Source organism: Arthrobacter sp. BPSS-3 (genome assembly GCF_044628475.1).
Classification (GTDB): Bacteria; Actinomycetota; Actinomycetes; order Actinomycetales; family Micrococcaceae; genus Arthrobacter.
In genome coordinates this window covers 90,171-111,557 of sequence record NZ_JBIMMV010000001.1, presented here as the reverse complement: position 1 = coordinate 111,557, position 21,387 = coordinate 90,171, and the positions used below count along the sequence as shown (strand labels likewise).

The 21,387-nt window shown below is 69.8% G+C and carries 23 protein-coding genes and 1 tRNA gene; 10 read left to right on the top strand and 14 right to left on the bottom strand.

The window, feature by feature from the left end; translation table 11 throughout:
- Nucleotides 1–30: 30 nt before the first annotated feature.
- Nucleotides 31–107, top strand: a tRNA-Pro gene (locus ACFVY3_RS00565).
- 170 nt (nucleotides 108–277) lie between these two features.
- On the opposite strand, the gene ACFVY3_RS00560 is transcribed toward ACFVY3_RS00565, so the two are convergent.
- Nucleotides 278–496, bottom strand: a complete 219-nt coding sequence (locus tag ACFVY3_RS00560; RefSeq protein WP_290256171.1) for a hypothetical protein — start codon at nucleotides 494–496, stop codon at nucleotides 278–280.
- Between the two features lie 131 nt (nucleotides 497–627).
- Here ACFVY3_RS00560 and ACFVY3_RS00555 point away from each other — a divergent pair, with 131 nt between their 5' ends.
- Nucleotides 628–1,911, top strand: a complete 1,284-nt coding sequence (locus ACFVY3_RS00555; protein ID WP_400158413.1) for a helix-turn-helix domain-containing protein — start codon at nucleotides 628–630, stop codon at nucleotides 1,909–1,911.
- A gap of 18 nt (nucleotides 1,912–1,929) precedes the next feature.
- On the opposite strand, the gene ACFVY3_RS00550 is transcribed toward ACFVY3_RS00555, so the two are convergent.
- The gene (locus ACFVY3_RS00550) at nucleotides 1,930–2,871 is read right to left on the bottom strand and encodes a phosphoribosylaminoimidazolesuccinocarboxamide synthase (protein WP_400158412.1); all 942 of its coding nucleotides are present in this window, start codon (nucleotides 2,869–2,871) and stop codon (nucleotides 1,930–1,932) included.
- 2 nt (nucleotides 2,872–2,873) lie between these two features.
- Nucleotides 2,874–4,178 carry a phosphoribosylamine--glycine ligase gene (gene purD, locus ACFVY3_RS00545; protein ID WP_400158411.1) on the bottom strand — a complete coding sequence of 435 codons (1,305 nt, stop codon included), beginning with the start codon at nucleotides 4,176–4,178 and terminating at the stop codon, nucleotides 2,874–2,876.
- Between the two features lie 166 nt (nucleotides 4,179–4,344).
- Here purD and ACFVY3_RS00540 point away from each other — a divergent pair, with 166 nt between their 5' ends.
- The 3 genes from ACFVY3_RS00540 to ACFVY3_RS00530 are packed head-to-tail and all read left to right on the top strand — an operon-like array spanning nucleotide 4,345 to nucleotide 7,306.
- Nucleotides 4,345–5,883 carry a molybdopterin-dependent oxidoreductase gene (locus ACFVY3_RS00540; RefSeq protein ID WP_400158697.1) on the top strand — a complete coding sequence of 513 codons (1,539 nt, stop codon included), beginning with the start codon at nucleotides 4,345–4,347 and terminating at the stop codon, nucleotides 5,881–5,883.
- Nucleotides 5,884–5,919: 36 nt separating this feature from the next.
- On the top strand, nucleotides 5,920–6,936 hold the full coding sequence (locus ACFVY3_RS00535) for an asparaginase (protein WP_290256175.1): 1,017 nt from the start codon (nucleotides 5,920–5,922) through the stop codon (nucleotides 6,934–6,936).
- 4 nt (nucleotides 6,937–6,940) lie between these two features.
- Entirely contained in the window at nucleotides 6,941–7,306 is a 366-nt protein-coding gene (locus ACFVY3_RS00530; RefSeq protein WP_400158410.1) for a sterol carrier family protein, read from the top strand.
- Between the two features lie 115 nt (nucleotides 7,307–7,421).
- Here ACFVY3_RS00530 and ACFVY3_RS00525 read toward each other — a convergent pair whose 3' ends face one another.
- On the bottom strand, nucleotides 7,422–8,180 hold the full coding sequence (locus ACFVY3_RS00525; protein WP_400158409.1) for an SDR family oxidoreductase: 759 nt from the start codon (nucleotides 8,178–8,180) through the stop codon (nucleotides 7,422–7,424).
- Nucleotides 8,181–8,264: 84 nt separating this feature from the next.
- On the opposite strand from ACFVY3_RS00525, the gene ACFVY3_RS00520 reads away from it, so the two are divergent.
- A complete protein-coding gene (locus tag ACFVY3_RS00520; protein ID WP_400158408.1) occupies nucleotides 8,265–9,170 on the top strand; it encodes a CHAD domain-containing protein in 906 nt (301 codons plus the stop codon).
- 13 nt (nucleotides 9,171–9,183) lie between these two features.
- On the opposite strand, the gene ACFVY3_RS00515 is transcribed toward ACFVY3_RS00520, so the two are convergent.
- From ACFVY3_RS00515 to ACFVY3_RS00500, 4 genes are all read right to left on the bottom strand, one after another.
- On the bottom strand, nucleotides 9,184–10,359 hold the full coding sequence (locus ACFVY3_RS00515; protein WP_364133903.1) for a zinc-dependent alcohol dehydrogenase: 1,176 nt from the start codon (nucleotides 10,357–10,359) through the stop codon (nucleotides 9,184–9,186).
- Between the two features lie 104 nt (nucleotides 10,360–10,463).
- Nucleotides 10,464–11,156: an HAD family hydrolase gene (locus ACFVY3_RS00510; RefSeq protein WP_400158407.1), complete on the bottom strand. Its 693-nt coding sequence runs from the start codon at nucleotides 11,154–11,156 to the stop codon at nucleotides 10,464–10,466.
- The gene (locus ACFVY3_RS00505; RefSeq protein ID WP_290256181.1) at nucleotides 11,143–11,442 is read right to left on the bottom strand and encodes a DUF1508 domain-containing protein; all 300 of its coding nucleotides are present in this window, start codon (nucleotides 11,440–11,442) and stop codon (nucleotides 11,143–11,145) included. Before ACFVY3_RS00505 ends, ACFVY3_RS00510 begins: the two co-directional genes overlap by 14 nt.
- A 111-nt stretch (nucleotides 11,443–11,553) precedes the next feature.
- Nucleotides 11,554–13,347: a glycoside hydrolase family 15 protein gene (locus tag ACFVY3_RS00500; RefSeq protein ID WP_400158406.1), complete on the bottom strand. Its 1,794-nt coding sequence runs from the start codon at nucleotides 13,345–13,347 to the stop codon at nucleotides 11,554–11,556.
- A gap of 42 nt (nucleotides 13,348–13,389) precedes the next feature.
- Here ACFVY3_RS00500 and ACFVY3_RS00495 point away from each other — a divergent pair, with 42 nt between their 5' ends.
- Both ACFVY3_RS00495 and ACFVY3_RS00490 read left to right on the top strand, forming a co-directional pair.
- Entirely contained in the window at nucleotides 13,390–14,160 is a 771-nt protein-coding gene (locus ACFVY3_RS00495) for a DUF72 domain-containing protein (protein ID WP_400158405.1), read from the top strand.
- A gap of 20 nt (nucleotides 14,161–14,180) precedes the next feature.
- Nucleotides 14,181–15,251, top strand: a complete 1,071-nt coding sequence (locus ACFVY3_RS00490; protein ID WP_400158404.1) for an App1 family protein — start codon at nucleotides 14,181–14,183, stop codon at nucleotides 15,249–15,251.
- Here the strand turns inward: ACFVY3_RS00490 and ACFVY3_RS00485 are convergent.
- The 4 genes from ACFVY3_RS00485 to ACFVY3_RS00470 all read right to left on the bottom strand — a co-directional run bounded on the left by ACFVY3_RS00485 (nucleotide 15,248) and on the right by ACFVY3_RS00470 (nucleotide 18,193).
- The gene (locus ACFVY3_RS00485; protein WP_400158403.1) at nucleotides 15,248–16,774 is read right to left on the bottom strand and encodes a GH1 family beta-glucosidase; all 1,527 of its coding nucleotides are present in this window, start codon (nucleotides 16,772–16,774) and stop codon (nucleotides 15,248–15,250) included. The genes ACFVY3_RS00490 and ACFVY3_RS00485 overlap by 4 nt on opposite strands.
- A 120-nt stretch (nucleotides 16,775–16,894) precedes the next feature.
- The gene (locus tag ACFVY3_RS00480) at nucleotides 16,895–17,284 is read right to left on the bottom strand and encodes a hypothetical protein (protein ID WP_377971828.1); all 390 of its coding nucleotides are present in this window, start codon (nucleotides 17,282–17,284) and stop codon (nucleotides 16,895–16,897) included.
- Between the two features lie 56 nt (nucleotides 17,285–17,340).
- Nucleotides 17,341–17,661, bottom strand: a complete 321-nt coding sequence (locus ACFVY3_RS00475) for a J domain-containing protein (protein ID WP_400158402.1) — start codon at nucleotides 17,659–17,661, stop codon at nucleotides 17,341–17,343.
- A 106-nt stretch (nucleotides 17,662–17,767) separates the two neighbouring features.
- Nucleotides 17,768–18,193 (bottom strand): Hsp20/alpha crystallin family protein, encoded by a 426-nt coding sequence (locus ACFVY3_RS00470; RefSeq protein WP_290256484.1) that lies wholly within the window; start codon nucleotides 18,191–18,193, stop codon nucleotides 17,768–17,770.
- A gap of 170 nt (nucleotides 18,194–18,363) precedes the next feature.
- On the opposite strand from ACFVY3_RS00470, the gene ACFVY3_RS00465 reads away from it, so the two are divergent.
- Nucleotides 18,364–18,669, top strand: a complete 306-nt coding sequence (locus ACFVY3_RS00465; RefSeq protein ID WP_400158401.1) for a MerR family transcriptional regulator — start codon at nucleotides 18,364–18,366, stop codon at nucleotides 18,667–18,669.
- A gap of 23 nt (nucleotides 18,670–18,692) precedes the next feature.
- Here ACFVY3_RS00465 and ACFVY3_RS00460 read toward each other — a convergent pair whose 3' ends face one another.
- Complete coding sequence (locus ACFVY3_RS00460; RefSeq protein WP_400158400.1) at nucleotides 18,693–19,475, bottom strand: phosphatase PAP2 family protein; 783 nt, start codon at nucleotides 19,473–19,475, stop codon at nucleotides 18,693–18,695.
- Between the two features lie 236 nt (nucleotides 19,476–19,711).
- On the opposite strand from ACFVY3_RS00460, the gene ACFVY3_RS00455 reads away from it, so the two are divergent.
- Nucleotides 19,712–19,921 carry a hypothetical protein gene (locus ACFVY3_RS00455; protein WP_290256190.1) on the top strand — a complete coding sequence of 70 codons (210 nt, stop codon included), beginning with the start codon at nucleotides 19,712–19,714 and terminating at the stop codon, nucleotides 19,919–19,921.
- Nucleotides 19,922–20,096: 175 nt separating this feature from the next.
- On the opposite strand, the gene manD is transcribed toward ACFVY3_RS00455, so the two are convergent.
- A complete protein-coding gene (gene manD, locus ACFVY3_RS00450) occupies nucleotides 20,097–21,326 on the bottom strand; it encodes a D-mannonate dehydratase ManD (protein ID WP_290256191.1) in 1,230 nt (409 codons plus the stop codon).
- Nucleotides 21,327–21,387: the final 61 nt, after the last annotated feature.

Genomic DNA, 21,387 nt, shown 5'->3' with positions numbered 1-21,387 from the left:
TCTTGTGAAGTTGCTTTTGCAGCAACGGATCGGGATGTGGCGCAGCTTGGTAGCGCGCGTCGTTCGGGACGACGAGGTCGCAGGTTCAAATCCTGTCATCCCGACCAGTAAAAAAAGAGGGCCTTCCAGCTGGAAGGCCCTCTTTTTTGTGCCCGCTCCCCGGGTATGCAGCTTCGGGGCGGCCGGACCAAAACTCCGACAGACACGTCACGGCCCCGGCATCCTGGGATGCCGGGGCCGTGGAGTCTGCCGGTCGGTCACGAAATCGAATCAGGGATTACATCGGGTCAGGCCAGTTGCCGACGTTGGTGGAGTAGGTCATAGGGTCCGGCCAGTTACCCACCGCGGAGGCCACGCGCATCGGGTCGGGCCAGTTGCCGACGGCGGTAACCTGCGTGGAATCGGAGCTGGAGCCGGCGGCGATGATGCCGGGAGCCGCTGCGGAGAAGGCCAAGGCCCCTGCGAGTGCCAGGCCTGCTGCAATCTTCTTCACCATGGTGATCCTCAAATCTCGAGTCGGAGTCGTTACCAAGTCTGTAGTTCCCTTGTTGACATACATTGTAAAATTTCTTCCACAGAGACTGTCAAGCATTTAGTACATCGATTGTCCGGAATGAGGTGGGATCCGTGGGGAACGGATTTGGCGAAAAACTCCGCGCGGAGCGGTTGGACCGCGGGCTCACGCAGGCTGAACTGGGCAAGGATTTGTACTCGCCCAGCTACATCTCCCTGCTCGAAACCGGGCGCCGCGAACCCACCGCCGACGTCATCGAGGAACTGGCCCGACGCCTGGACCTGGCCCCGAAGGCCCTGGAGGCCTGGAGCCAGCCGGTCTCCATCAGTGACGCCGAGTATGTGCTGGCCGGCCTCTACGCCCGCCAGGCCTGGGATCTCCGGGACTACCCGCTGGCCGCGCAGCACGCCGCGACCGCCGCGCAGATCGCCCTGGAATCCAAGAACACCAGCGCTTGGTGGAACATGACCTACATGCAGGCCGAGTGCCTGATCAAGCAGGGCCTCTGGGCCGAGTGCCGGGCCATGGTCCAGCGCCTCCTGGACCACCCGCTGGCCGCCGAATCGGCGGGCCTGGGGGTCAGGGCCCGGCAGATGCTCGCCGCCGCCGCACAGGGCCAGGGCCAGCTGAAGGACGCCGTCGACTACGCCCAGGAGGCTGTCCGGCTCTGCGCACAGCTGCCAAAGGGCTCCACCATGATCATCGGTGCCCTCCGCGCCCTCATCGGCGCCCTGGCCGAGAGCGGCCGCCTGGACGAGGCCTGGAAGTACTGCCAGGAGATGAACGCGGAGATGGAAGGCCAATCGTTGCCGCAACTGGCCGGCGAGGTGGCCTGGGTGGTGGGCAACGTCGCCTTCATGCGCCACGACTACGCGGAGGGCATCAAGTACCACGAGGAGGCCGGCAAGCTCCTCTCCCCCGCCTACGACATCGACCTCTGGGCCCGGTTCAACAAGGCCTCCGCCGCGGTGCGGCTCTCCTCTGGCATCGTCGAGCCGGAAACTCTGTCCGCGATCGAACGGGCGGAGCTGGCCCTCTCGATCGTCGGCGGCACGGACACGGACCGGCTGGAGGTCGCGTTCATCCGCGCCCGGTGGCTCTACCTCACCGGGGACATCATGGGGGCGGTGCAGAAACTGCGCGAGATCCACGCGGAGCGCTCGCTCCTGGCACGGCACACGGCCGGGGAGGTGTCGCTGCTGCTGGGCAAGGCCCTCAAAGCCGCCGGCGAGGTGGAGGAGGCTCTGGTTTACCTGGACGAGGCGCAGAAGGACTTCAGCGCTGCCGGGGCCTCGGACCGCGTCCAGCAGGCACTGGACGCGGTCCTGGAGATCAAGCTGGCCCAGCGCCGCGCCGAGGCGGCGTCCGCCGGCAGCCAGCAGCCGGCCACCAGTTAGCAGCGGGCGGGCCGAACGTCAGGCGAAGGTGCGGCCGGTCAGCAGCTCGTAGGCCTCCACGTAGCGGCTCCGGGTGCGGGCGACGACGTCGTCCGGCAACGCCGGGGGCGGCGTATCGGAGGACTTGTCCCAGCCCGACGCGGCGGAGGTCAGCCAGTCGCGGACGTACTGCTTGTCGTAGGAGGGCTGCGCCTTGCCCGGCTCGTAGGTGGCGGCGTCCCAGAACCGTGACGAGTCCGGCGTCAGCACCTCGTCGCCAAGGGTGATCACGCCGGTGGCGGCATCCACGCCGAATTCCACCTTGGTGTCCGCGAGGATGATCCCGCGTCCCCGGGCGATGCCCTCGGCCTTGGTGTAGACCTCCAGGGTCAGGTCCCGCAGCCGCGCGGCGGTATCGGCCCCGACCAGGTCCACGACGGCGTCGTAGGTGATGTTCTCGTCGTGCTCGCCCACCTCGGCCTTCGCGGAGGGGGTGAAGATGGCGTGCTCCAGCCGGGAGCCGTCCACCAGCCCGGGCGGCAGCGGGATGCTGCAGACCGTGCGGGACTGCTGGTATTCGGCAAGGCCGGAGCCGGTGAGGTAGCCGCGGGCGATGCATTCGACCGGGAACATGTCCAGCTTCTTGCAGATCATGGCCCGGCCCTCCACCTCTGCCGGGACGCCGTCGGCGGCCGTGGCGGCGAGGACGTGGTGTTCGACGCCGAGCTGTTCGAACCACCACAGGCTCAGCTGGGTCAGGATGCGGCCCTTGTCCGGGATCTCGCTGGCCAGCACGTGATCGTAGGCGCTGATCCGGTCGCTGGCCACCACCAGGACGCAGTCCTGGCCTATCCGCTCCGTGATGGCGGGGTCCGCCGGCGCGTAAAGGTCGCGGACCTTGCCCGAGTAGATGTGCTTCCAGCCCGGCAGCTCGGGGGCCTGGGTCTGGAGGCCGCCGGCGAGGGATTCGTGTGCGTTCATGGTCAGGACTTCGCTTTCGTCGCGGCGGCGGGGCCGGCTACGGTGATCGCACCGCGCGCGGCCTTGGCACCGATGTCGGTGCGGTATTGGGATCCCTCCAGCTGGATCAGCTCGACGCCGTCGTACGCCCGTTCCCGGGCCTCGACCAGATCCGTTCCAAGTGCGACGACGGCCAGGACGCGGCCGCCGGCCGAGACCACCTTGCCGTCGTCGTCGAGCCGGGTGCCGGCGTGGATCACGTGGACGCCCTCCAGGGCCTCGGCCTTCTTGAGCCCGCGGATCCGGTCACCGGTGCGCGGAGTGCCGGGGTAGTTTTCGGCAGCCACGACGACGGCCACCGCGGTGTCCCTGGACCAGCGCAGCGGCTGGGCCTCGGCGAGTTCGCCCCTCGCAGCCGCCATCAGCAGGCCGCCCAGGGGGGTCTTGAGCCGGGCCAGGACCGCTTGCGTCTCCGGGTCCCCGAAGCGGACGTTGAACTCGATCACCCGGGTGCCGCGCGAGGTCAGCGCCAGGCCGATGAAGAGCACGCCAACGAACGGGGTGCCGCGGTGCGCCATCTGGCTGACGGTGGGCTGCGCCACCCGTTCCAGGACCTCGTCCACGAGGCCTTCCGGCGCCCATTCCAGCGGGGTGTACGCGCCCATGCCGCCGGTGTTGGGGCCCTCGTCGTTGTCGAAGATGCGCTTGAAGTCCTGGGCCGGCGAGAGCGCCACCGTGGTACTGCCGTCGCAGAGGACGAAGAGCGAGACCTCGGGGCCGTCGAGGAACTCCTCGATGACCACGGAACCGCCGGCGTCGAAGCAGCTCTGCGCGTGGGCCAGCGCCTCGTCGCGGTCGTTGGTGACGACGACGCCCTTGCCCGCGGCGAGCCCGTCGTCCTTGACGACGTACGGGGCGCCGAAGGTGTCCAGGGCGTCGGCCGCTTCCTCGACGTTGGAGGCCACGCGGGCCATGGCCGTCGGCACGCCGGCCTCGGCCATGATGTCCTTGGCGAAGGCCTTGGAGGCCTCGAGCTGGGCGGCGGCCTTGCTGGGGCCGAAGACCGGGATCCCGGCTTCCCGGACCGCGTCCGACACACCCGCGGCGAGCGGCGCCTCGGGGCCGACGACCACCAGGTCGACGGCCAGCCGGGTCGCCAAGGCGGCCACGGCGTCGGGATCGTTGGCGTCGATGGCGTAGGTGGGGACCAGGGTGCTGATGCCGGCGTTCCCCGGGGCCGCGTGGACCTCGGAGACATTCGGATCGGCGAGCAGGGAACGGACAATGGCGTGTTCGCGGCCGCCGGGGCCGATGACGAGTACCTTCACAGTTCCCTAGGGTACTTTGTGCACCCGGCAGGCTCCTAAGCTGTGTCGGGCCATCAATCCCCCGGGCCGGCGGCTCCGAATAAGGGATATGACATCGTCCAGCAGCACCAAGCCCGGCACCACCGCACGGCCGCGGAAGCGTTTCCTGCCCTCGGGGCACACGGTCATGGCCGCCCTGGCCGGGGTGGTGTCCGCCGGCGTCGTCCTGGCCGTCGCGGAACTCGTGGGCGCCTTCTTCACGGCCCGCGCCACACCGCTGATCGCCCTCGGCTCGACCTTCATCGACTTCACCCCGCCGTGGATGAAGGACTTTGCGATCGCCACGTTCGGCACCAATGACAAGGCCGCCCTCTTCGCCGGGATGGGCCTGACCATCTTCCTCCTCGCCTGCGTCCTCGGCATCGTCGCCTACCGGCGCTGGTCGCTGGGCGTCGCCGGCGTGCTGCTGATGGGCGCCGTGATCGTCGCCAGCGTGGTGACGCGCGCCAGCGTCAAACCACTGGACGCGATCCCCTCGCTGATCGGCACCGCTGCGGGCCTGGTGGCGCTGCGGTTCCTGATCGGCAAAGTCTGGCGGATGCGGTCCTGGCCCGACGCCGAGGTGGGGCGCAGCGCCAAGGAACCGGACCGTCCGGCCACCAGCCGTCGCGCCTTCTTCGCCGCGACCGGCATCACCGCTGTCGGGGCCGCCGTGGCCGCCACCGGTGGCCGGCTGCTCAGCGCCGCCCGCAGCAACGTCGCCAAGGCCCGCGAGAGCCTGACCCTGCCCACCCCGGCCAAGGCCGCTGCGCCGGTGCCTGCCGGGGTGCAGTCCAAGGTTCCCGGCGTTACGCCGTGGCTAACCCCGAACAAGGACTTCTACCGCATCGACACCGCCCTCAGCGTGCCCGAGGTCAACGCCCAGGACTGGGAACTGCGGGTCCACGGCATGGTGGAGCAGGAGGTCCGGCTCAGCTTCCAGGACCTGCTGGACGCGAAACTGATCGAGTCCCACGTGTCGCTGACCTGCGTCTCCAACCCGGTGGGCGGCAACCTGGCCGGCAACGCCAAGTGGCTCGGCATGCCCATCCGGGACGTCCTCGCGATGGCCCGGCCCAAGGACGGCGCCGACATGGTGCTCTCCACCTCCGTGGACGGCTTCAGCGCCTCCACCCCCATCGAGGTGCTGCGGGATGACCGCGACGCGATGCTGGCCATCGGCATGAACGGCGAGGCGCTGCCGCTGGAACACGGCTACCCGGTGCGGATGGTAGTCCCGGGCCTGTACGGCTTCGTCTCCGCCACCAAATGGGTCGTTGACCTGGAGGTGACCCGGTTCGCGGACGCCAAGGCCTACTGGACCCAGCGCGGCTGGTCCGAGCGCGGACCGATCAAGACCATGGCCCGGGTGGAGGTGCCCAAGTCCTTCGCCAAGGTCCCCGCCGGCAAGGTAGCGGTGGGCGGCACCGCCTGGGCGCAGACCCGCGGCATCACCAAGGTGGAGATCCAGATCGACAACGGACCCTGGACCCCGGTGGAACTGTCCACCGAGGCGTCCCTGGTGACGTGGCGGCAGTGGTCCTATGAGTGGGACGCCACCCCCGGACCGCACTACCTCAAGGTCCGCGCCACCGACGGAACCGGCGAGGTGCAGACGGACAAGCGGGCCGATCCGGTCCCCGACGGCGCCTCCGGCTGGCAGTCCGTCATGGTCACCGTGGAGTAACCGGGCGACGGCGGCCCGGGCACCTAGACTGGCAGCATGCCTCTGAACCCGCATGCCACCTTCTCCGTCGATTCCGCCGTCGAACTGGCGGTGGTGGAGCGCAGCGGCTTCATCGAATCACGGCACATCGGGTCCGCCGTCGTGCTCTCCGCCGACGGCCAGGTGGTCACCGAACTGGGCGACATCGCCGCCCCGGTGTTCGCCCGCTCCACCCTGAAACCGCTGCAGGCGCTCGCCGCTATGCAGGCCGGCGTCCCCCTCCGCGGCGCCCAGGTAGCGATCGCCTGCGGCAGCCACGTCGGGTCCCTCGACCACATGGACGTGGTGGAGGGCATGCTCAAGGCCGCCGGCGTGACCGAGGACCAGCTGCAGTGCCCGGCCGACTGGCCGGCCGACGAGACCGCCCGGACCTGGCTGGTGCAGACCGAGCGCGGCAAGTCCCGGCTGGCCTTCAATTGTTCCGGCAAGCATGCCGCGTTTCTCTGGGCCTGCACGGAGAACGGCTGGGACACGCACAGCTACCTCGAGCCGAACCACCCGCTGCAGCAGCGGGTCCGCTCCGTGATTGAGGAATACTGCGGGGAACGGATCGCCCACCTGGGCATCGACGGCTGCGGCGCCCCCGTGGCCGCCGTCTCCCTCACCGGCCTGGCCCGCGCCTACTCCCAGCTGGCCAAGGCCCCCGGTGACCACCACTCCAACGCCCGGGCCGCCACCATCGCCACCTCCATGCTGGATTACCCCTGGGCCGTCCAGGGCCGCGGCGAGGCCAACACCATCGTGATGAACGACCTCGGCATCATCGCCAAGATCGGGGCCGAGGGCGTCCTGGCCATGGCCACCCCGCAGGGCGTCGCCGTGGCCATCAAGGTCCTCGACGGAAATATCCGGGCCACCACCCTGGTGGGGCTGACCCTGCTGGCCGCAGCCGGCGCCGTGGACATTCCCGAGGTCTCCAGCGTGCTCGAAAAGGTCATCGACCCGGTGCTGGGAGGTGGCCGGCCGGTGGGCAAGATCCGCCTCGGCCACGCCGTCTCGGCGCTGCTGGACTAGGGCCATGGCAGTGGCACGGCGCCGGATCCCGGTGGACGAAGGACGCGCGGCCCTGGCGGCCTGGCGTGCAGCCACGGACGGGGCGGTACCCCGCGCCACCGTGGCCACCGCCGTCCGCTACACCCTGGAGGAAGTCACGGCCCGGGCGCCCGGGAACTCCGTGGAGGTCCGGGTGCCCCCGTTCGGCGTCACCCAGTGCGTGGAGGGCCCGCGGCACACCCGCGGCACTCCCCCGAACGTCATCGAGTGCGACGCCGCCACCTGGCTTGCCATGGTCACCGGCTCCCTGACCTGGGCGGACGCGGTGGACGCCGGCAAGGTGGCCGCCTCGGGCCTCCGGGCGGACCTGTCCCGGCTGCTTCCGCTCTAGTCCCGCCAGGGCGGGGGCGGAAGGGCCGGGCAACTGCGATTGAGCCGGGCCCTACGATTGAGCCCGGCCACGGCGGCAGGGCCGCCGCAGTGCCGCTGCGCCGGTGCGGGGAACCTCAGCCGCGGCCGATGAAGGGCATGCCGGCGGCGGTAATGACCACCGATCCCACGCTGGCGGCGGCCGGCATCCCGGCCATCATAAGCACCGCCCTGGCCGCATCCTCCACCGGGAAGGTCGGCTCCACCTTCCGGCTGCCGTCCGCCTGGAGGGCCCCCTCGCCCACGCCGATCGTGTCCATCAGCCCGGTGGCGGCGTTCCCGATGTCGATCTGGCCGCAGGTGATACCGAAGCCGCGGCCGTCCAGCTCAATGCTCTTGGTCAGCCCGGTGATGGCGTGCTTCGTCACGGTGTAGGCCACGGACCGGGGCCGGGGCGAGTGCGCGGAGATGGAGCCGTTGTTGATGATCCGGCCGCCCTGCGGCGTCTGCTCCTTCATCGCCCGGACTGCGGCACCGGCACAGAGCAGGGACCCGGTGATGTTCACCGCCGCCGTCGCCTCCCAGTCCTCGGGGCTGAGCTCGTCCACGCCCGCCGACGGCCCGAAGGTGCCGGCGTTGTTGAACAGCACGTCCACCCGGCCCCAGCGCTCCAGCGTCGCCGCGAAGAGGCGTTCGACGTCGTCGGGCCGGCTGATGTCGCACGGTACGGGGAGCGCCAGGGCGTGCCCGGCACCGGTCTCCAGCAGCTTCTCTTCCCGCCTGCCGGCCAGGACCACGCGGTAGCCCTCGGCCAGCATGAGCCGGGCCACAGCCCGTCCGATGCCGGATCCCGCTCCTGTGACGACAGCGACCGGGCCGGCGTGGTGGTGTGTCATGGGCTCTCCTGGGGCGTGGCGGCGGGTGCGGTTCAGCCCAGCCTATGCCGGGCGGGGCCGGTCGCTGAAGACGTACAGTGAAGCGTGGCATCCACCGCGGGAGACGTCGTACTGGCCTACCTGGCCCGGCAAGTGGCCGAGGTGCGCCGCCTGGCGCCCGGCGCCGCGACAGGCCGGGTCGAGGACATCCACCAGATGCGGGTCGCCGTTCGGCGGCTCCGCTCTGTCCTGGGTTCCTGCTACCCCCTGTTCGACGGCGGTGCGGTCGACCCGCTGCGCGACGAACTGCGCTGGCTCTCGGGAGTGCTGGGCGCGGCCCGGGACCCCGGCGTGGTGCGGGACCGGCTCCTTGAAGCGGCGGCCCGGGAGCCCGCGGCCCTGCGCTGGGCGGGGGACCCCGCGGCGGGCCTGATCCGGACGCGGCTGGACGCCGCTGCGGCGGCCGGGCTCGCCGCGGCCGCGGACGCCCTCACGGGTATCCGCTATGAGCAGTTGCTGGTGGCCATCGATACCTTCCTCGCCGCCCCGCCGCTAGCCCCTGCCGCCGCTGCCCCGGCGCGCCGGGTGCACCGCGCCGTGCGCCGGGACTCAAAGCGGCTGGTCCGGACCGCCGCAGCCCTGGCTGAAGCCAATGGGGGCGCGGAGCACGACGTCGCGTTGCACACGGTGCGGAAGGCCGCTAAGCGGCTGCGGTACTCATCCGAGCTGGTACACGAGGCCGTGCCGGACGGCCCGGCCAGGCGGCTGAAGCACGCACGCCGGACGGCCAAGGGCGCACGGACAATACAGCAGGTCCTGGGCCTGCACCAGGACAGCGTCATGGCACGGGCGGTTCTCGTGGAGTTGGCCCGGGAATCAGACCCGGGTGCCGGCGCCGGGTCCGCCGTCGGCTTCGGCCTCGGCCGGCTGCACGCCGCGGAGGACGTACGTGCAGCGGCGGCCGAGAGGAAGTTCCACAAGTCCTGGCGGAAGCTGCGGCGCAAGCTGTAAGTCCGGCGGCAGCCTAGGGTTTCAGGACCACCTTGATGCAGCCGTCCTGCTTCTTCTGGAACATCTCGTACATGGCCGGGGCCTCGCTCAGGCTGGCCTCGTGGGTGACAAGGTCCATGACGCCCAGCGGGTCGGCGTCGTCCTCCACCAGCGGCAACAGGTCCTCGGTCCACCGGCGGACGTTGCACTGGCCCATCCGCAGCTGGATCTGCTTGTCGAACATGGACATCAGCGGCATGGGCGAGGCCTCGCCGCCGTAGACGCCGCTCAGGGAGACGGTGCCGCCGCGGCGGACCGCGTCGAGGGCGGTATGCAGGGCCGAGAGCCGGTCCACCCCGGCGCTCTCGAACGTCTTCTGCGCCAGCTTGTCCGGGAGCAGCCCGGCCGCGTGCTGCATGAAGGAGGCAACCGGCGAATCGTGCGCCTCCATGCCGACGGCGTCCACCACGGAGTCGGCGCCGCGGCCCTGGGTCATGGAGCGCAACTCTTCGGCCACGTCCTTGGAGAAGTCGAGGGTTTCCACGCCGTGCCGCTCGGCCATGGCACGCCGCTCGGCCACTGGATCCACGGCGATGACCCGCAGCCCTAGGTGCCGGCCGATCCGCGAGGCGAACTGCCCCACGGGTCCCAGCCCCATCACGGCCAGGGTTCCGCCCTTGGGCACATCGGCGTACTTCACGCCCTGCCACGCGGTGGGCAGGATGTCCGAGAGGAAGAGGTAGCGCTGGTCCGGCAGTTCCGAGCCCACCTTGATCGGACCATAATCTGCGTGCGGGACGCGCAGGTATTCGGCCTGGCCGCCAGGCACCGAGCCGTACAGCTCGGAGAAGCCGAACAGCGACGCGCCGGAGCCCTTCTCCTTGACCTGGGTGGTCTCGCATTGGGACTGCAGCCCCATGTTGCACATAAAGCAATTGCCGCAGGAGATGTTGAAGGGAATGACCACGCGGTCGCCAATCGCCAGATTGGTGACGGCGCTGCCTACCTCGACGACGACGCCCATCGGCTCATGGCCGATCACGTCACCCTTGTGCATGTACGGGCCGAGGACCTCGTATAGGTGCAGATCGGAGCCGCAGATGGCGGTCGAGGTGATTTTCACAATTGCGTCCGTCGGTTCCTGAATGACCGGATCCGGGACCTCTTCCACGCTCACGGATCGTTTGCCCTGCCATGTGAGTGCCTGCATGCGCATTCCTCTCTCTCGGGTCGAATCTTTCGGTGAAAACTATGGGCGGGACCGGCGCGGGGCACGGTTCACTCCACCGGCGGCCAGCGCCGGGTGCCAGTGCGTCAGCGGCTCCGCGCGGCGAGCTTCCCGATGGCGCTGCCGGCGAGGTTGGCGAGCAGGGCGCGCGGATTTTCGTAGACCTCGGCCGCGCCGGCGTCGCGCAATTCGGCCTCGCTGGTGCCACCGCAGGTCACGGCGACCGTGGGAATGCCGAGTTTGGCGGCGGCCTTGATGTCCCAGACCGAATCGCCGACGTAGACCGCGTCAGCCGCGGCAACGCCCACGGCCTCCAGCGCGGCGACCAGGATGTCCGGCTGCGGTTTGCTCTCCTCCGCGTCGGCCGAGCTGGTGGCCGCGTGCAGGAAGGCGTCGGCGTCAATCGCGGCGCGCAGCATCTCCAGGTCCCGCCCGTGGGCGGAGGAGGCGAGGGCGACGGCGAGCCCGACGTCGTGACACTGGACCAGGAGTTCGCGGGCCCCGTCGGTGCGTCGCAGCGCCGGCCAGTACGTGGCGAAGACCGCCGCCTGCGAGGCGGTGAGGGCGTCGTCGCCGTCCCGGTCCCGGTCCGGCAGCAGATGATCCAGCAGCTTGTCCCCGCCCATGCCGACCGAGCGGTGAATGCTCGCCATCGGCACGTCGAGGCCGGCCTGGCGGAAGGACTGCCACCACGCCAGGGTGTGAAGGTAGGAGGAGTCGACCAGCGTGCCGTCGACGTCGAAGAGGACGGCCGCGCGCGGGTGGTCAGTGATGGGCACGGGTTCGCTTCGTCGCAGCCAGCGTGCCGCCGGTGAGGGAGGATCCACGCCCCGCACCCGCCGTGCGCCGCTTGGCCATGGATGCCATAATCGCGGTCTGCCCGTCGCCGCTGCGGTCCCGGACCAGTCCGGTCCCCGCGATCTCGCGGGCCTGGGCGATCCCGGCCACCGCCGCACGCTTGGTCGGGAAGGTCACGGAGACCGCCATCAGGTCCCCTGCGGCGTCAATCATCCGGATCCGGTACCCGCCGTCGGGTGCGTCTACGAGCTCAAAGTATCCTGCCATCGCCAACTCCTTCAGTGCTGTTCCCCTCGTGGGGGACGTTAGTAAGTATACTTATCTAAGCTCTGGAGGAAAGTCCCCGGCGTCCTGCGGGGGCGGCTGCCGGCGCCGCGCTTAATGCGGCCGAAGCGGTGAGCTGCCGAGGTCCGCCTTCTCCGGCTCCAGCTGCAACGCGGTGCGGACCAGGGCGAAATGGCTGAAGGCCTGCGGGGTATTGCCCAGCTGCCGGGCCTCCTCGACGCCCCATTCTTCGCTCAGCAGGCCGACGTCGTTGCGCAGCGCCAGGAGCCGCTTGAACAGCTCCTCGCCCTCGCGGCGCCGACCGGCCCCGAGCAGGGCCTCCACCAGCCAGAACGAGCAGGCCAGGAAGACGCCCTCCCCGCCGGCGACGCCGTCGTCGCTCTGCTCCACCCGGTAGCGCAGTACGAAACCGTCGTGCGTCAGTTCCCGCTGGATGGCCTCGATGGTGCCGATCACCCGCGGATCGTCCGGCGGCAGGAAGCCCACCCGCGGGATGAGCAGCAGGCTGGCGTCCAGTTCCGGCCGGCCATAGGACTGGACGAAGGTGTTGCGTTCGGCGTCGAACCCGTTGGCCATGACGTCTGCGTGGATCCGGTCCCGGAGGTCCTCCCAGCGGTCGGCGGGGCCGGGCAGGTGGAAGTCGCGCACGCCCTTGACCATCCGGTCCGCCGCCACCCAGGCCATCACCTTGGAGTGGGTGAAGTGCCGGCGCGGTCCGCGCATCTCCCAGAGTCCGTTGTCCGGCTGGTCCCAGGCCGTCTCGAGGTGCTCCATCAGGGCCACCTGGACATCCCAGGACTCGTCGGGATGCTGCAGCAGGGCCGAGCGGGTCAGCGCCAGCCCGTCCAGCACCTCGCCCCAGACGTCCAGCTGCAGCTGCCCGGCGGCGGCGTTGCCGACCCGGACCGGCGTCGATTTCTCGTAGCCGGCCAGCCAGTCGAGGGTCAGTTCCGGCAGCCGGCGTTCGCCGTGCAGGCCGTACATGATCTGCAGGTCCGCGGGGTCTCCGGCGACGGCGCGCAGCAGCCAGTCCCGCCACGCCCCGGCCTCCTCGGAGTAGCCGGACGCCAGCAGCGCCTGCAGCGTCAGGGTCGCATCCCGCAGCCAGCAGTACCGGTAGTCCCAGTTGCGTTCGCCGCCGAGTTCCTCCGGCAGGGACGTGGTCACGGCGGCAACGATCCCGCCGGTCGGGGCGAAGGTGAGGGCCTTGAGCGTGATCAGCGAGCGCAGCACGGGCTCCCGGTACGGGCCGGTGATCCGGCACCGGTCCGCCCACTGCAGCCAGAAGGATTCGGTGGCCTCCAACACCGCCTCCGGGTCCACCTTCCGCGGCCGGCCCAGGTGGCTCGGGGACCAGGTGAGGACGAACGGGATCCGCTGGCCGGCCTTGACGGTGAAATCGGAGACGGTCTGCAGGTGCTCGCCGCGCAGCGGGGCGTCGGTGACGAGGTAGGCGGCGTCGGGCCCGGCGATCGCGTGGATGCCGTGCTCGTCGTGGCGGACCCACGGGATGATGTTGCCGTAGTCGAACCGGAGCGCCAGCTGGCCGCGCATCCGGACACTGCCGCGGATGCCCACCACGATCCGGACGATGTCCGCGGCGCCGTCGCGCGGGGACATGAAGTCGATGACCTTGGCCTTGCCCTCCGGGGTTTCCCACTCGGTCTCGAGGATGAGGGTGTTCTTGCGGTACTTCCGGCGGGTACATTCGCCGCCCCCGGCCGGTGCGAGCAGCCAGCGGCCGGCCTCCGGGGTGTCCAGCAGGGCGCTGAAGCAGGCCGGCGAGTCGAACTGCGGCAGGCAGAGCCAGTCGATCGAACCCTCGGTGCTGATCAGGGCGGCGGTGTGCAGGTCGCCGACCATTGCATAATCCTCGATGCGTGCCATGGCTCTTAGCGTGCCATACGGGCCTGGGCTAGGATCCCTCCCATGCCGGAGGATCAGCCAGGGCAGGCGCGGCCTCCGCGCGGGACGGCCCACATCGGGACCAGCGGTTGGAGCTACGACCACTGGGCGGGCGTATTCTACCCGCCCGGGCTGCCCGCGGCCAAGCGGCTGGCCTACTACGCCGCCCGTCTCGACACGGTTGAGCTGAACGCGAGCTTCTACCACTGGCCGCGGGAGAGCTCGTTCGCCGGCTGGCGGGAGCGGCTCCCGGAAGGGTTCGTCCTGTCCGTCAAGGCACCGCGGGGCCTGACCCACGGCAGGAAGCTCTACGGGCCGGAGGCGTGGACGGAGCGGATCGTCCGCGGATGGCACGAGCTGGGCGAGCGGCGGGGTGTGCTGCTGGTCCAGTTGCCCCCGGACCTGGAACGCGACGACGCGCGGCTGGAGTACTTCCTCGCGGCGCTGCCCGGGTGGATCCGGGTGAGCGTGGAGTTCAGGCACCCCAGCTGGGACCATCCGGAGGTGTACGCCCTGCTGGAGCGCCATGCCGCGGCGTACTGCGTGATGAGCGGCGCCGGCCTGCCCTGCATCCTGCGCGCCACCGCGCCGTTCGTCTACGTCCGGCTGCACGGCCCGGACCCGGACCGGCTGTACGCCGGCTCCTACCCGGACGACGACCTCCGCTGGTGGGCGGCGCGGATTGGCGAGTGGCTGGACGCCGGGCGGGACGTCTACGTCTACTTCAACAACGACGGCGGCGGGCACGCGGTGCGCAACGCCCTGTCGTTGCGGGATCTGCTGGGGCCGCCCTGACGCTGTGGGAGAGTGGTGTCATGGAAATGGCGCCCCAACAACCCGCCCCCAGGTCCGCCCCGTCAGCCAGTCAGGCGCTGCGGCTCGCGCACGTGGTCTCGGATTCGGTAAACCACCTGCGCCTGAAGGCTGCGCGCCGCTGGAAGTTCTCGCCGCAGACCATCGCCTACCAGGGGTACGGCTCCACCGAATGGGTCCGGGTCCTGGCCCGGGTGCTGCTGACCAGCAAACCGGCACCCGGCAGCCGGGCCGAGCAGGTGGCACTCAACGGGAACCAAAACATCCGCGGCTGGCGCGCGTTCACCTCGGTGCCGATCCAGTTCGTCGAGGTGGAGATCGAGATCGGCGGCGTCACGACGACGGTCCACGCCGACCGCGGCGGGATCGTGGACACCGTGATCCCCGTGCGGCTCGAACCGGGCTGGCACACCGCCACGATCCACGCCGAGGGCACCGAGCCCGCTGAGGCCCGGATTTATGTCATTTCCCCGGACACCACGCTGGGCATCGTCTCCGATATCGACGACACGATCATGGTCACCGCCCTCCCCCGCCCGTTCCTGGCGCTGTGGAACACCTTCGTTTTGAACGAACGCGCCCGGATGGCCACCCCGGGCATGGCCGTGCTGATGGACCGGCTGATGGTGGAGTACCCGGAGGCGCCGGTGATCTACCTGTCCACCGGGCCGTGGAACGCGGCGCCCACCCTGGCCCGGTTCATGACCCGCAATCTCTACCCGCAGGGGACGCTGCTGCTCACCGACTGGGGCCTGACCCACGACCGCTGGTTCCGCAGCGGCCAGGACCACAAGCGCCGGAACCTGGAACTGCTGGCCACCGAGTTCCCCAACATGCGCTGGCTGCTTTTCGGCGACAACGGCCAGCACGATGAGGAGATCTACTCGGACTTCGTGCGGGAGCACGCCAGCCAGGTGGCGGCGATCGGGATCCGGCAGCTCTCCGCCGGTGAGGCGGTGCTGGCCGGCGGCCACTCGGGCAGCGGCGATCACAGCGCGTCCGGGGTGCCGTGGATCTACTCTCCCGACGGCGCCGGAATGGTCAAGCGCCTGCAGGAACTCAACCTGCTCTAGCCGGCCGCCGGCGCGGTTTCCGCCGGGCCGGCTTCGGCCGGTGCGGATTCCTTCGGGCTGGTTTCGGCCGGCGTGCTTGCCGCCGCCCGCCGGGCCGCCATGACCTCGCGGAGCCAGTGGAACGAGGCCTTGGGCGTGCGCTCCATGGTGTCCCGGTTCACGTGCAGCAGGCCGAACTGCTGGTGGTAGCCCGCGGACCATTCGAAGTTGTCCAGCAGGGACCACACGTAGTAGCCGCGCAGGTCGATCGATTCCGCCGAACCGCCCGGGGAGGTCGCCTCGATGGCCGCCTCGATGTGCTCGGCGAGGTAGCGCACGCGACGCTCGTCCGGCACGATCAGCCGGCCTTCGGCGTCGTGGATTTCCAGGTCCTGGAAGCTGGCGCCGCCCTCGGTGATGTAGACCGGCGGCAGGTTGGGGTAGCGCTCGGCCATCTCGGCCAGCGCCACGGCCATGTAGTCGGGCTTGATCGGCCAGCCGTAGGCGGTGAGCTCGGTGTCCGGGAAGCTCTCGACGTGGAACGGCGTCGCTCCCCCGCCGCCGTTCAGGTCGTTGCCCATGGCCTCCGCCATGCCCTCCGGCACGGTGCCCTCGCCGGGGCCGGCCGCGACCCGGGTGGGCATGTAGTAGTTCAGCCCATAGAAGTCCAGGGGCTGCGAGATGAGCTCCATGTCCTCCTTGGAGGGGCTGAAGGAGGAGAAGAAGGTGGCGGCACGGATGGCGTCCGGGTATTTGCCCAGCAGGACGGGATCGGCGTAGAGCCGGTTCTGCCCCATGTCCATGATGCCGGCGCTGACCTTGTCCAGGGGGTTGATGGACGCCGGGACCATCGGCGAATAGACGTTGGTCATGCCGATCCCGCCCGGGACCTTGGCGGCCCGGAGGGCCTGCAGCGCCAGGCCGTGGCCGAGGAGCTGGTGGTGGACGCTGGGCAGGGCCTTGAGCATGTGCGATTCGCCGGGGGCGTGGACGCCCAGCATGTACCCGTTGGCGCTGACCGTGGCGGGTTCGTTGATGGTGACCCACCGTGCCACGCGGTCACCGTAGGCCGCGGCCGCGATCTCGGCGAACTCGCCCAGGCGGTACGCGGTGTCCCGGTTCATCCAGCCGCCGGCCTCGTCCAGTTCCAGCGGGGTGTCCCAGTGGTAGAGGGTGGCCATCGGGGCGATTCCGTTGGCCAGCAGCAGGTCGATCAGCCGGTCATAGAAGTCCAGGCCCTTGGGGTTGACCGGGCCGCTGCCGCCGGGCTGGATGCGCGGCCAGGAGAGCGAGAACCGGTAGGAGTCGATGCCCAGGTCCTTCATCAGCGCGACGTCTTCGGGCATCCGGTGGTAGTGGTCGCAGGCCATGACCGGGCTGTGGTCGTCCACGATCGCGCCCGGCACCGCGGCGAAGACATCCCAGCCGGATTTGCCCCGGCCGTCCTCGTCCAGCGCGCCTTCGATCTGGAACGCGGCCGTGGCCACGCCCATGGTGAACCCTGCGGGCAGGATGGCGGCCAGATCGCGGGCGGAAGCTTTCATCGGTGGTTCCCCTATGCAGTTGCGCTGGTGATTGATTGATCTTAGGCCCGGAGCGGGGCGCTTCCTAAACCCCAGGCCCGAGCCGCCGTGCCGCGGCCGGCCGCCGCCCGGAGTGCAGGTTCAGTAGTGCACGCCGTCGGGGCCGAACAGGAACTCCTTCGCGTGCGTCACGGCCTTCTTGAACGCGTCATTGCGCAGGGTGAGCAGCTGCTCGGCGTCGTCCGCCGCGGGCTCCAGGTAGGCGGTGAAGCCGGGGCGCAGGACCCAGATGTCGCCCGCCGGGGGCAGGTAGAAGACCCCGAACGAGCGGTGCTGGCTGTCCTCGGCGGCCCAGATCGGCACCACCGCCAGCGCCGCGCCGGTGTCGACGTTGATCCACTGGGCGCGCGGCAGGGGAAGTTCGTGCGCCTCCGGGTCAAGGAACGGTGCCGTGCCCTCGCCCCAGCGTTCCTCGAAGCGTTCGTGGAAGGCGGGAATCAGGTGTGAATCGTATTGCCGCCATGCGCTCATGGCTGCCCTCCTCTTATCCAGCTGTGGTGGGGGTGCAGGGTCCCGGCGGCCGCGGGTCACCACGGTCCGCGTTCCCAGCGCACCGGGGTGACCCGGACCAGCGGCTGCGTCGCATGCCGCCGCACCGGGATGTCCCGGCCGGCGGCGCGCTCGAAGCCATCGGTCCGCCCGTAGGCCGGGTCGTAATTGACCCGGGATTCCGGGTGGCGGAGCACGGCGAAGGCCTCAAGGACCCGGCGCACGTCCTCCCCTCCCGGCGCCCCGACGTCGGGGTGCAGGCTACGCAGCAGCGCCCGGTACCGGCGCCGGATGTCAGCGCCGGTGGCATCCGGCCCGACGCCCAGCGCCGCATACAGACCCCGCGGGTCACGGTTCACGGCCCCTCCTTCGGACGGCACCTTTCGACTGCTACTTGGGGACGGCGGGGACCCGGCGCCCGAGGGCACCGGATCCCGCCCCAAACCGGCAGCAATGCCGCCGGCGCTACTTGGCGATCTCGTGCATGCTGTCCTGGCTGTGCGTGATCTCAATCTTGCGCGCCTTGGCCTTTTCCAGGACCGGGATGCGCAGGGTCAGCACGCCGTCGGTGTAGCTCGCCTTGATGTTTTCCGTGTCCAGCGAATCGCCCAGGATCAGTTGGCGGCTGAAGACGCCGCGGGGCCGCTCCGAAGCGATCATCTCGACGTTCGGCTGGGTCGGGTCACGGCGTTCGGCCCGGACGGTCAGGACGTTCCGTTCGATGTCGAGGTCCACCGAGTCGACGTTGACGCCGGGGAGATCGAAGGCGGCGACGAATTCGCCGTCCTCCTGCCAGGCGTCCATCGGCATCGCGGCAGGCCGCGCCGTGGTTCCGAAGACCTGCTGGGTCAGCCGGTCCAGTTCACGGAACGGGTCCGTACGCATCAACATCATTTCCCACTCCTTCATCCGAGAGTCCTTCAGGTTTTCGGGCTATCCGCCGCCCCTCCCACCTATGGATTATCTATGGTGGCGGATATAGTTTTTTTATAGCACCGGCGTGAAACTGGTGCAAGAGGATTTTCCGGCGCCGCGGCGGCGTCGACCCGAAGGAGGGCAGCATGGCGCAACGGGGGGACGACGTGGGGGTCTACGCGATTTCGGTGGTGGCCGGCCTCGTGGGCACGGGGCAGCAGAACATCCGGCTGTACGAGCGCAAGGGCCTGTTGACGCCCGACCGCACGGCGGGCGGCACCCGGCAATACAGCGAGACGGATCTTGCCGTGCTGCGGCGGATTGGTGAGCTGCTGGCGGAGGGCCTGAACCTGGCCGGCGTCGCCAAGGTGCTGGAGCTGGAGGCCGCCAACGCCGGGCTTCGCCGGGAGCTTGAGCGGCGCAAGGAGGCGCAGCGGCGCGCGGCCCGCTAGAGGAGCGGCGCGCCGTCGGGGGCCTACTCCGCGGCGGCTTCCTTCTTGGAGAGCTCGCCGGTGACCGGCTCGCCCGGGATGCGGACGGTCCGCCACGTATCGAGCAGTATGACCGCGCCCAGGATCACGAAGGAGATGGACAGCGAGGCCAGTGCGTCGGTGGTCCAGTGATACCCCAGGTACAGCCGGCTGAGCGCGGCGAAGACAATGCCGATCCCGGCGACGGTGAAACCGACGACGGCGGCCCGCGGGTTCCGGCGCCGCGAGAAGACCAGGAAGCTGGTGATCAGCAGGAAGTCGCAGGCGCCCAGGACGTGGCCGGAGGGGAAGGAGAAGGTGGCGTCGGCGCCGAAGAGCATCAGGTCCACCGGGGGGCGGTGGCGTTCGACGGCGTGGCCGATCAGCTGGGCCAGGATGACGCCTGTCAGCATGGCGCCGGCCAGCACCATGGGGCGCCATGCGTGCTTTGCCAGCAGGCCCCAGGCGACGGTCACCACCAGGATGATGATGGGCAGGCCGATCGGGCCGAAGACGATCGCAAGGATGATCATGATGGTGGTGGCGGGCTCGCCGCGCAGGGCCACCAGGCCGGAGCGGATCGGCTCGTCCACCACGCTGATGCCGGTGTGGGTCAGGACGCTGATCAGGATGAAGGTGAACAGCGCGGCGCCGACGACCATGAGGATGGCGCCGGTGCGGTAGAGCCTGCGGCGGTCCTCGGGCTCCATGTACCGCTCTTCGACGACGAACTTGTCGTGGAAGACCCGCCACCAGCCCGGGCGTTCTCCTGATTGGTCTTGCGCCATTGCCCGCGTCCGCCTTTTCACTCCGTGGCCATTAATGTTCAGGGAAGATTATCCCGGTTTGCTGGGAGCCGGGCTCTTGACGGCGCCGGACCCCGGGAAAATGCTCCGGCGCGCCGCCCGCGTGGTGATTTGACTCACATTTAACCCAGAGGCTAATCTCACTTCAGCCGTGGTCCGCACGGTGACACAGCGGGGTGAAATGGTGCGCAGGGGACGCTCCGGGAGAGGCAGTTCCGATGACCACAGCCAACGAGTGCATTGAGATCCAGGTGGACAGCCGGCGGCTGCTGGACGAGCGGCTCAACGACGCGGTCCAGGGCCTGCAGCGGGTGGCCATGCTCACCGGCACCCACGGCATCCTGTTGACCCGCCACAAGCCCGGCCACTACACCGCGGCGCTCTCGGACCAGGTCCCCTTCGGCATGACCCGGGAACTGATCCACTAGGCCCGCCCGACGGCGCAGACCGGAATACCGGCGCGCCGCACCATCCACAGACCAGGCCCCGGCCGGCTGAGCCTCGACTCGCCGCCCGGGGCCTTCTGTGCGTTGTCAGCTCCTGGGACGCCCGGCCCTGTGATGCCGGGCGACGCCGGCCCCGCCCGGCCCCCGGCACTGCCGGTCACCAGTCGTGGACGGTCCCGTCGACCAGGCGGTTGTAGGGCAGGTAGGCCTGCTGGTAGGGGTACGCGGCGGCGGCTTCCTCGTTGAATTCCACTCCCAGTCCGGGCTCCTCCCCCGGGTGCAGGTAGCCGTCGGTGAAGGTCATCGACTGTTCGAAGACCTCGTTGGTGGCCGCCGAGTGCTGCATGTACTCCTGGATGCCGTAATTGTGGATGGCCAGGCCCACGTGCAGCTGTGCGGCGAAGCCCACCGGGGAGATGTCCGTGGGGCCGTGGAAGCCGGACTTGACCTGGTACTGGGCGGCGAAGTCCATCACCTTCTTCAGCGGGCTGATGCCGCCGAAGTGGGTGGAGGCGGCCCGCACGTAGTCGATCAGCTGTTCCTTGATCAGGGCCTGGAAGTCGTAAACGGTGTTGAAGACCTCGCCGATCGCCAGCGGGGTGGTGGTGTGCTGCCGCACCAGCCGCAGCGCCTCCTGGTTCTCGGCCGGGGTGCAGTCCTCCAGCCAGAAGAGGTCGTAGGGTTCCAGAGCCTTGCCCAGCTTGGCGGCCTGGATGGGCGTCATGCGGTGATGGCCGTCGTGCAGCAGCGGCAGTTCCGGGCCGAACTCGTTCCGGACCGCTTCGAAAACGGTCGGGAGGTGTCGCAGGTAGGCGCGGGTGTCCCAGTCCTCCTCCTGCGGGAACGCGCCGCGCCCGGCCGGTTCGTAGTCGTACCGCTCACCGGAGGCCTGGGCCTGCGCAGCCACCCCATAGACGGCCTTGATCCCGGGGACCGCGGTCTGGATCCGGATGGACTTGTAGCCCAGCTCCAGGTGTTCGCGGACCGAGTCGAACAGGGAGGGCAGGTCCGAGCCCGAGGCGTGGCCGTAGGCGCGGAGCCCGTTGCGGGAGGCGCCACCGAGCAGCTGGTAGACGGGCATCCCGGCGAGCTTGCCCTTGATGTCCCAGAGCGCCATGTCGACGGCGGCGATCGCGGCCATGGTGACCGGGCCGCGGCGCCAGTAGGAGCTGCGGTAGAGGAACTGCCAGGTGTCCTCGATCCGGTGCGGGTCCTTGCCGATCAGCAGCTGGGCGACGTGTTCCTTCAAGTACGCGGCGACGGCCAGTTCGCGGCCGTTGAGGGTGGCGTCCCCGATGCCGGTCACCCCGTCCTCCGTGGTGATCCGGAGGGTCACGAAGTTCCGGGACGGGCTGGTGACGAAGACGTCGGCGGCAATGATTTTCATGGGTGGAGCGGTCCTTTCGCGGCGGACAGTGACGGCGGACGGTGACAAAGGATGAGGGCGC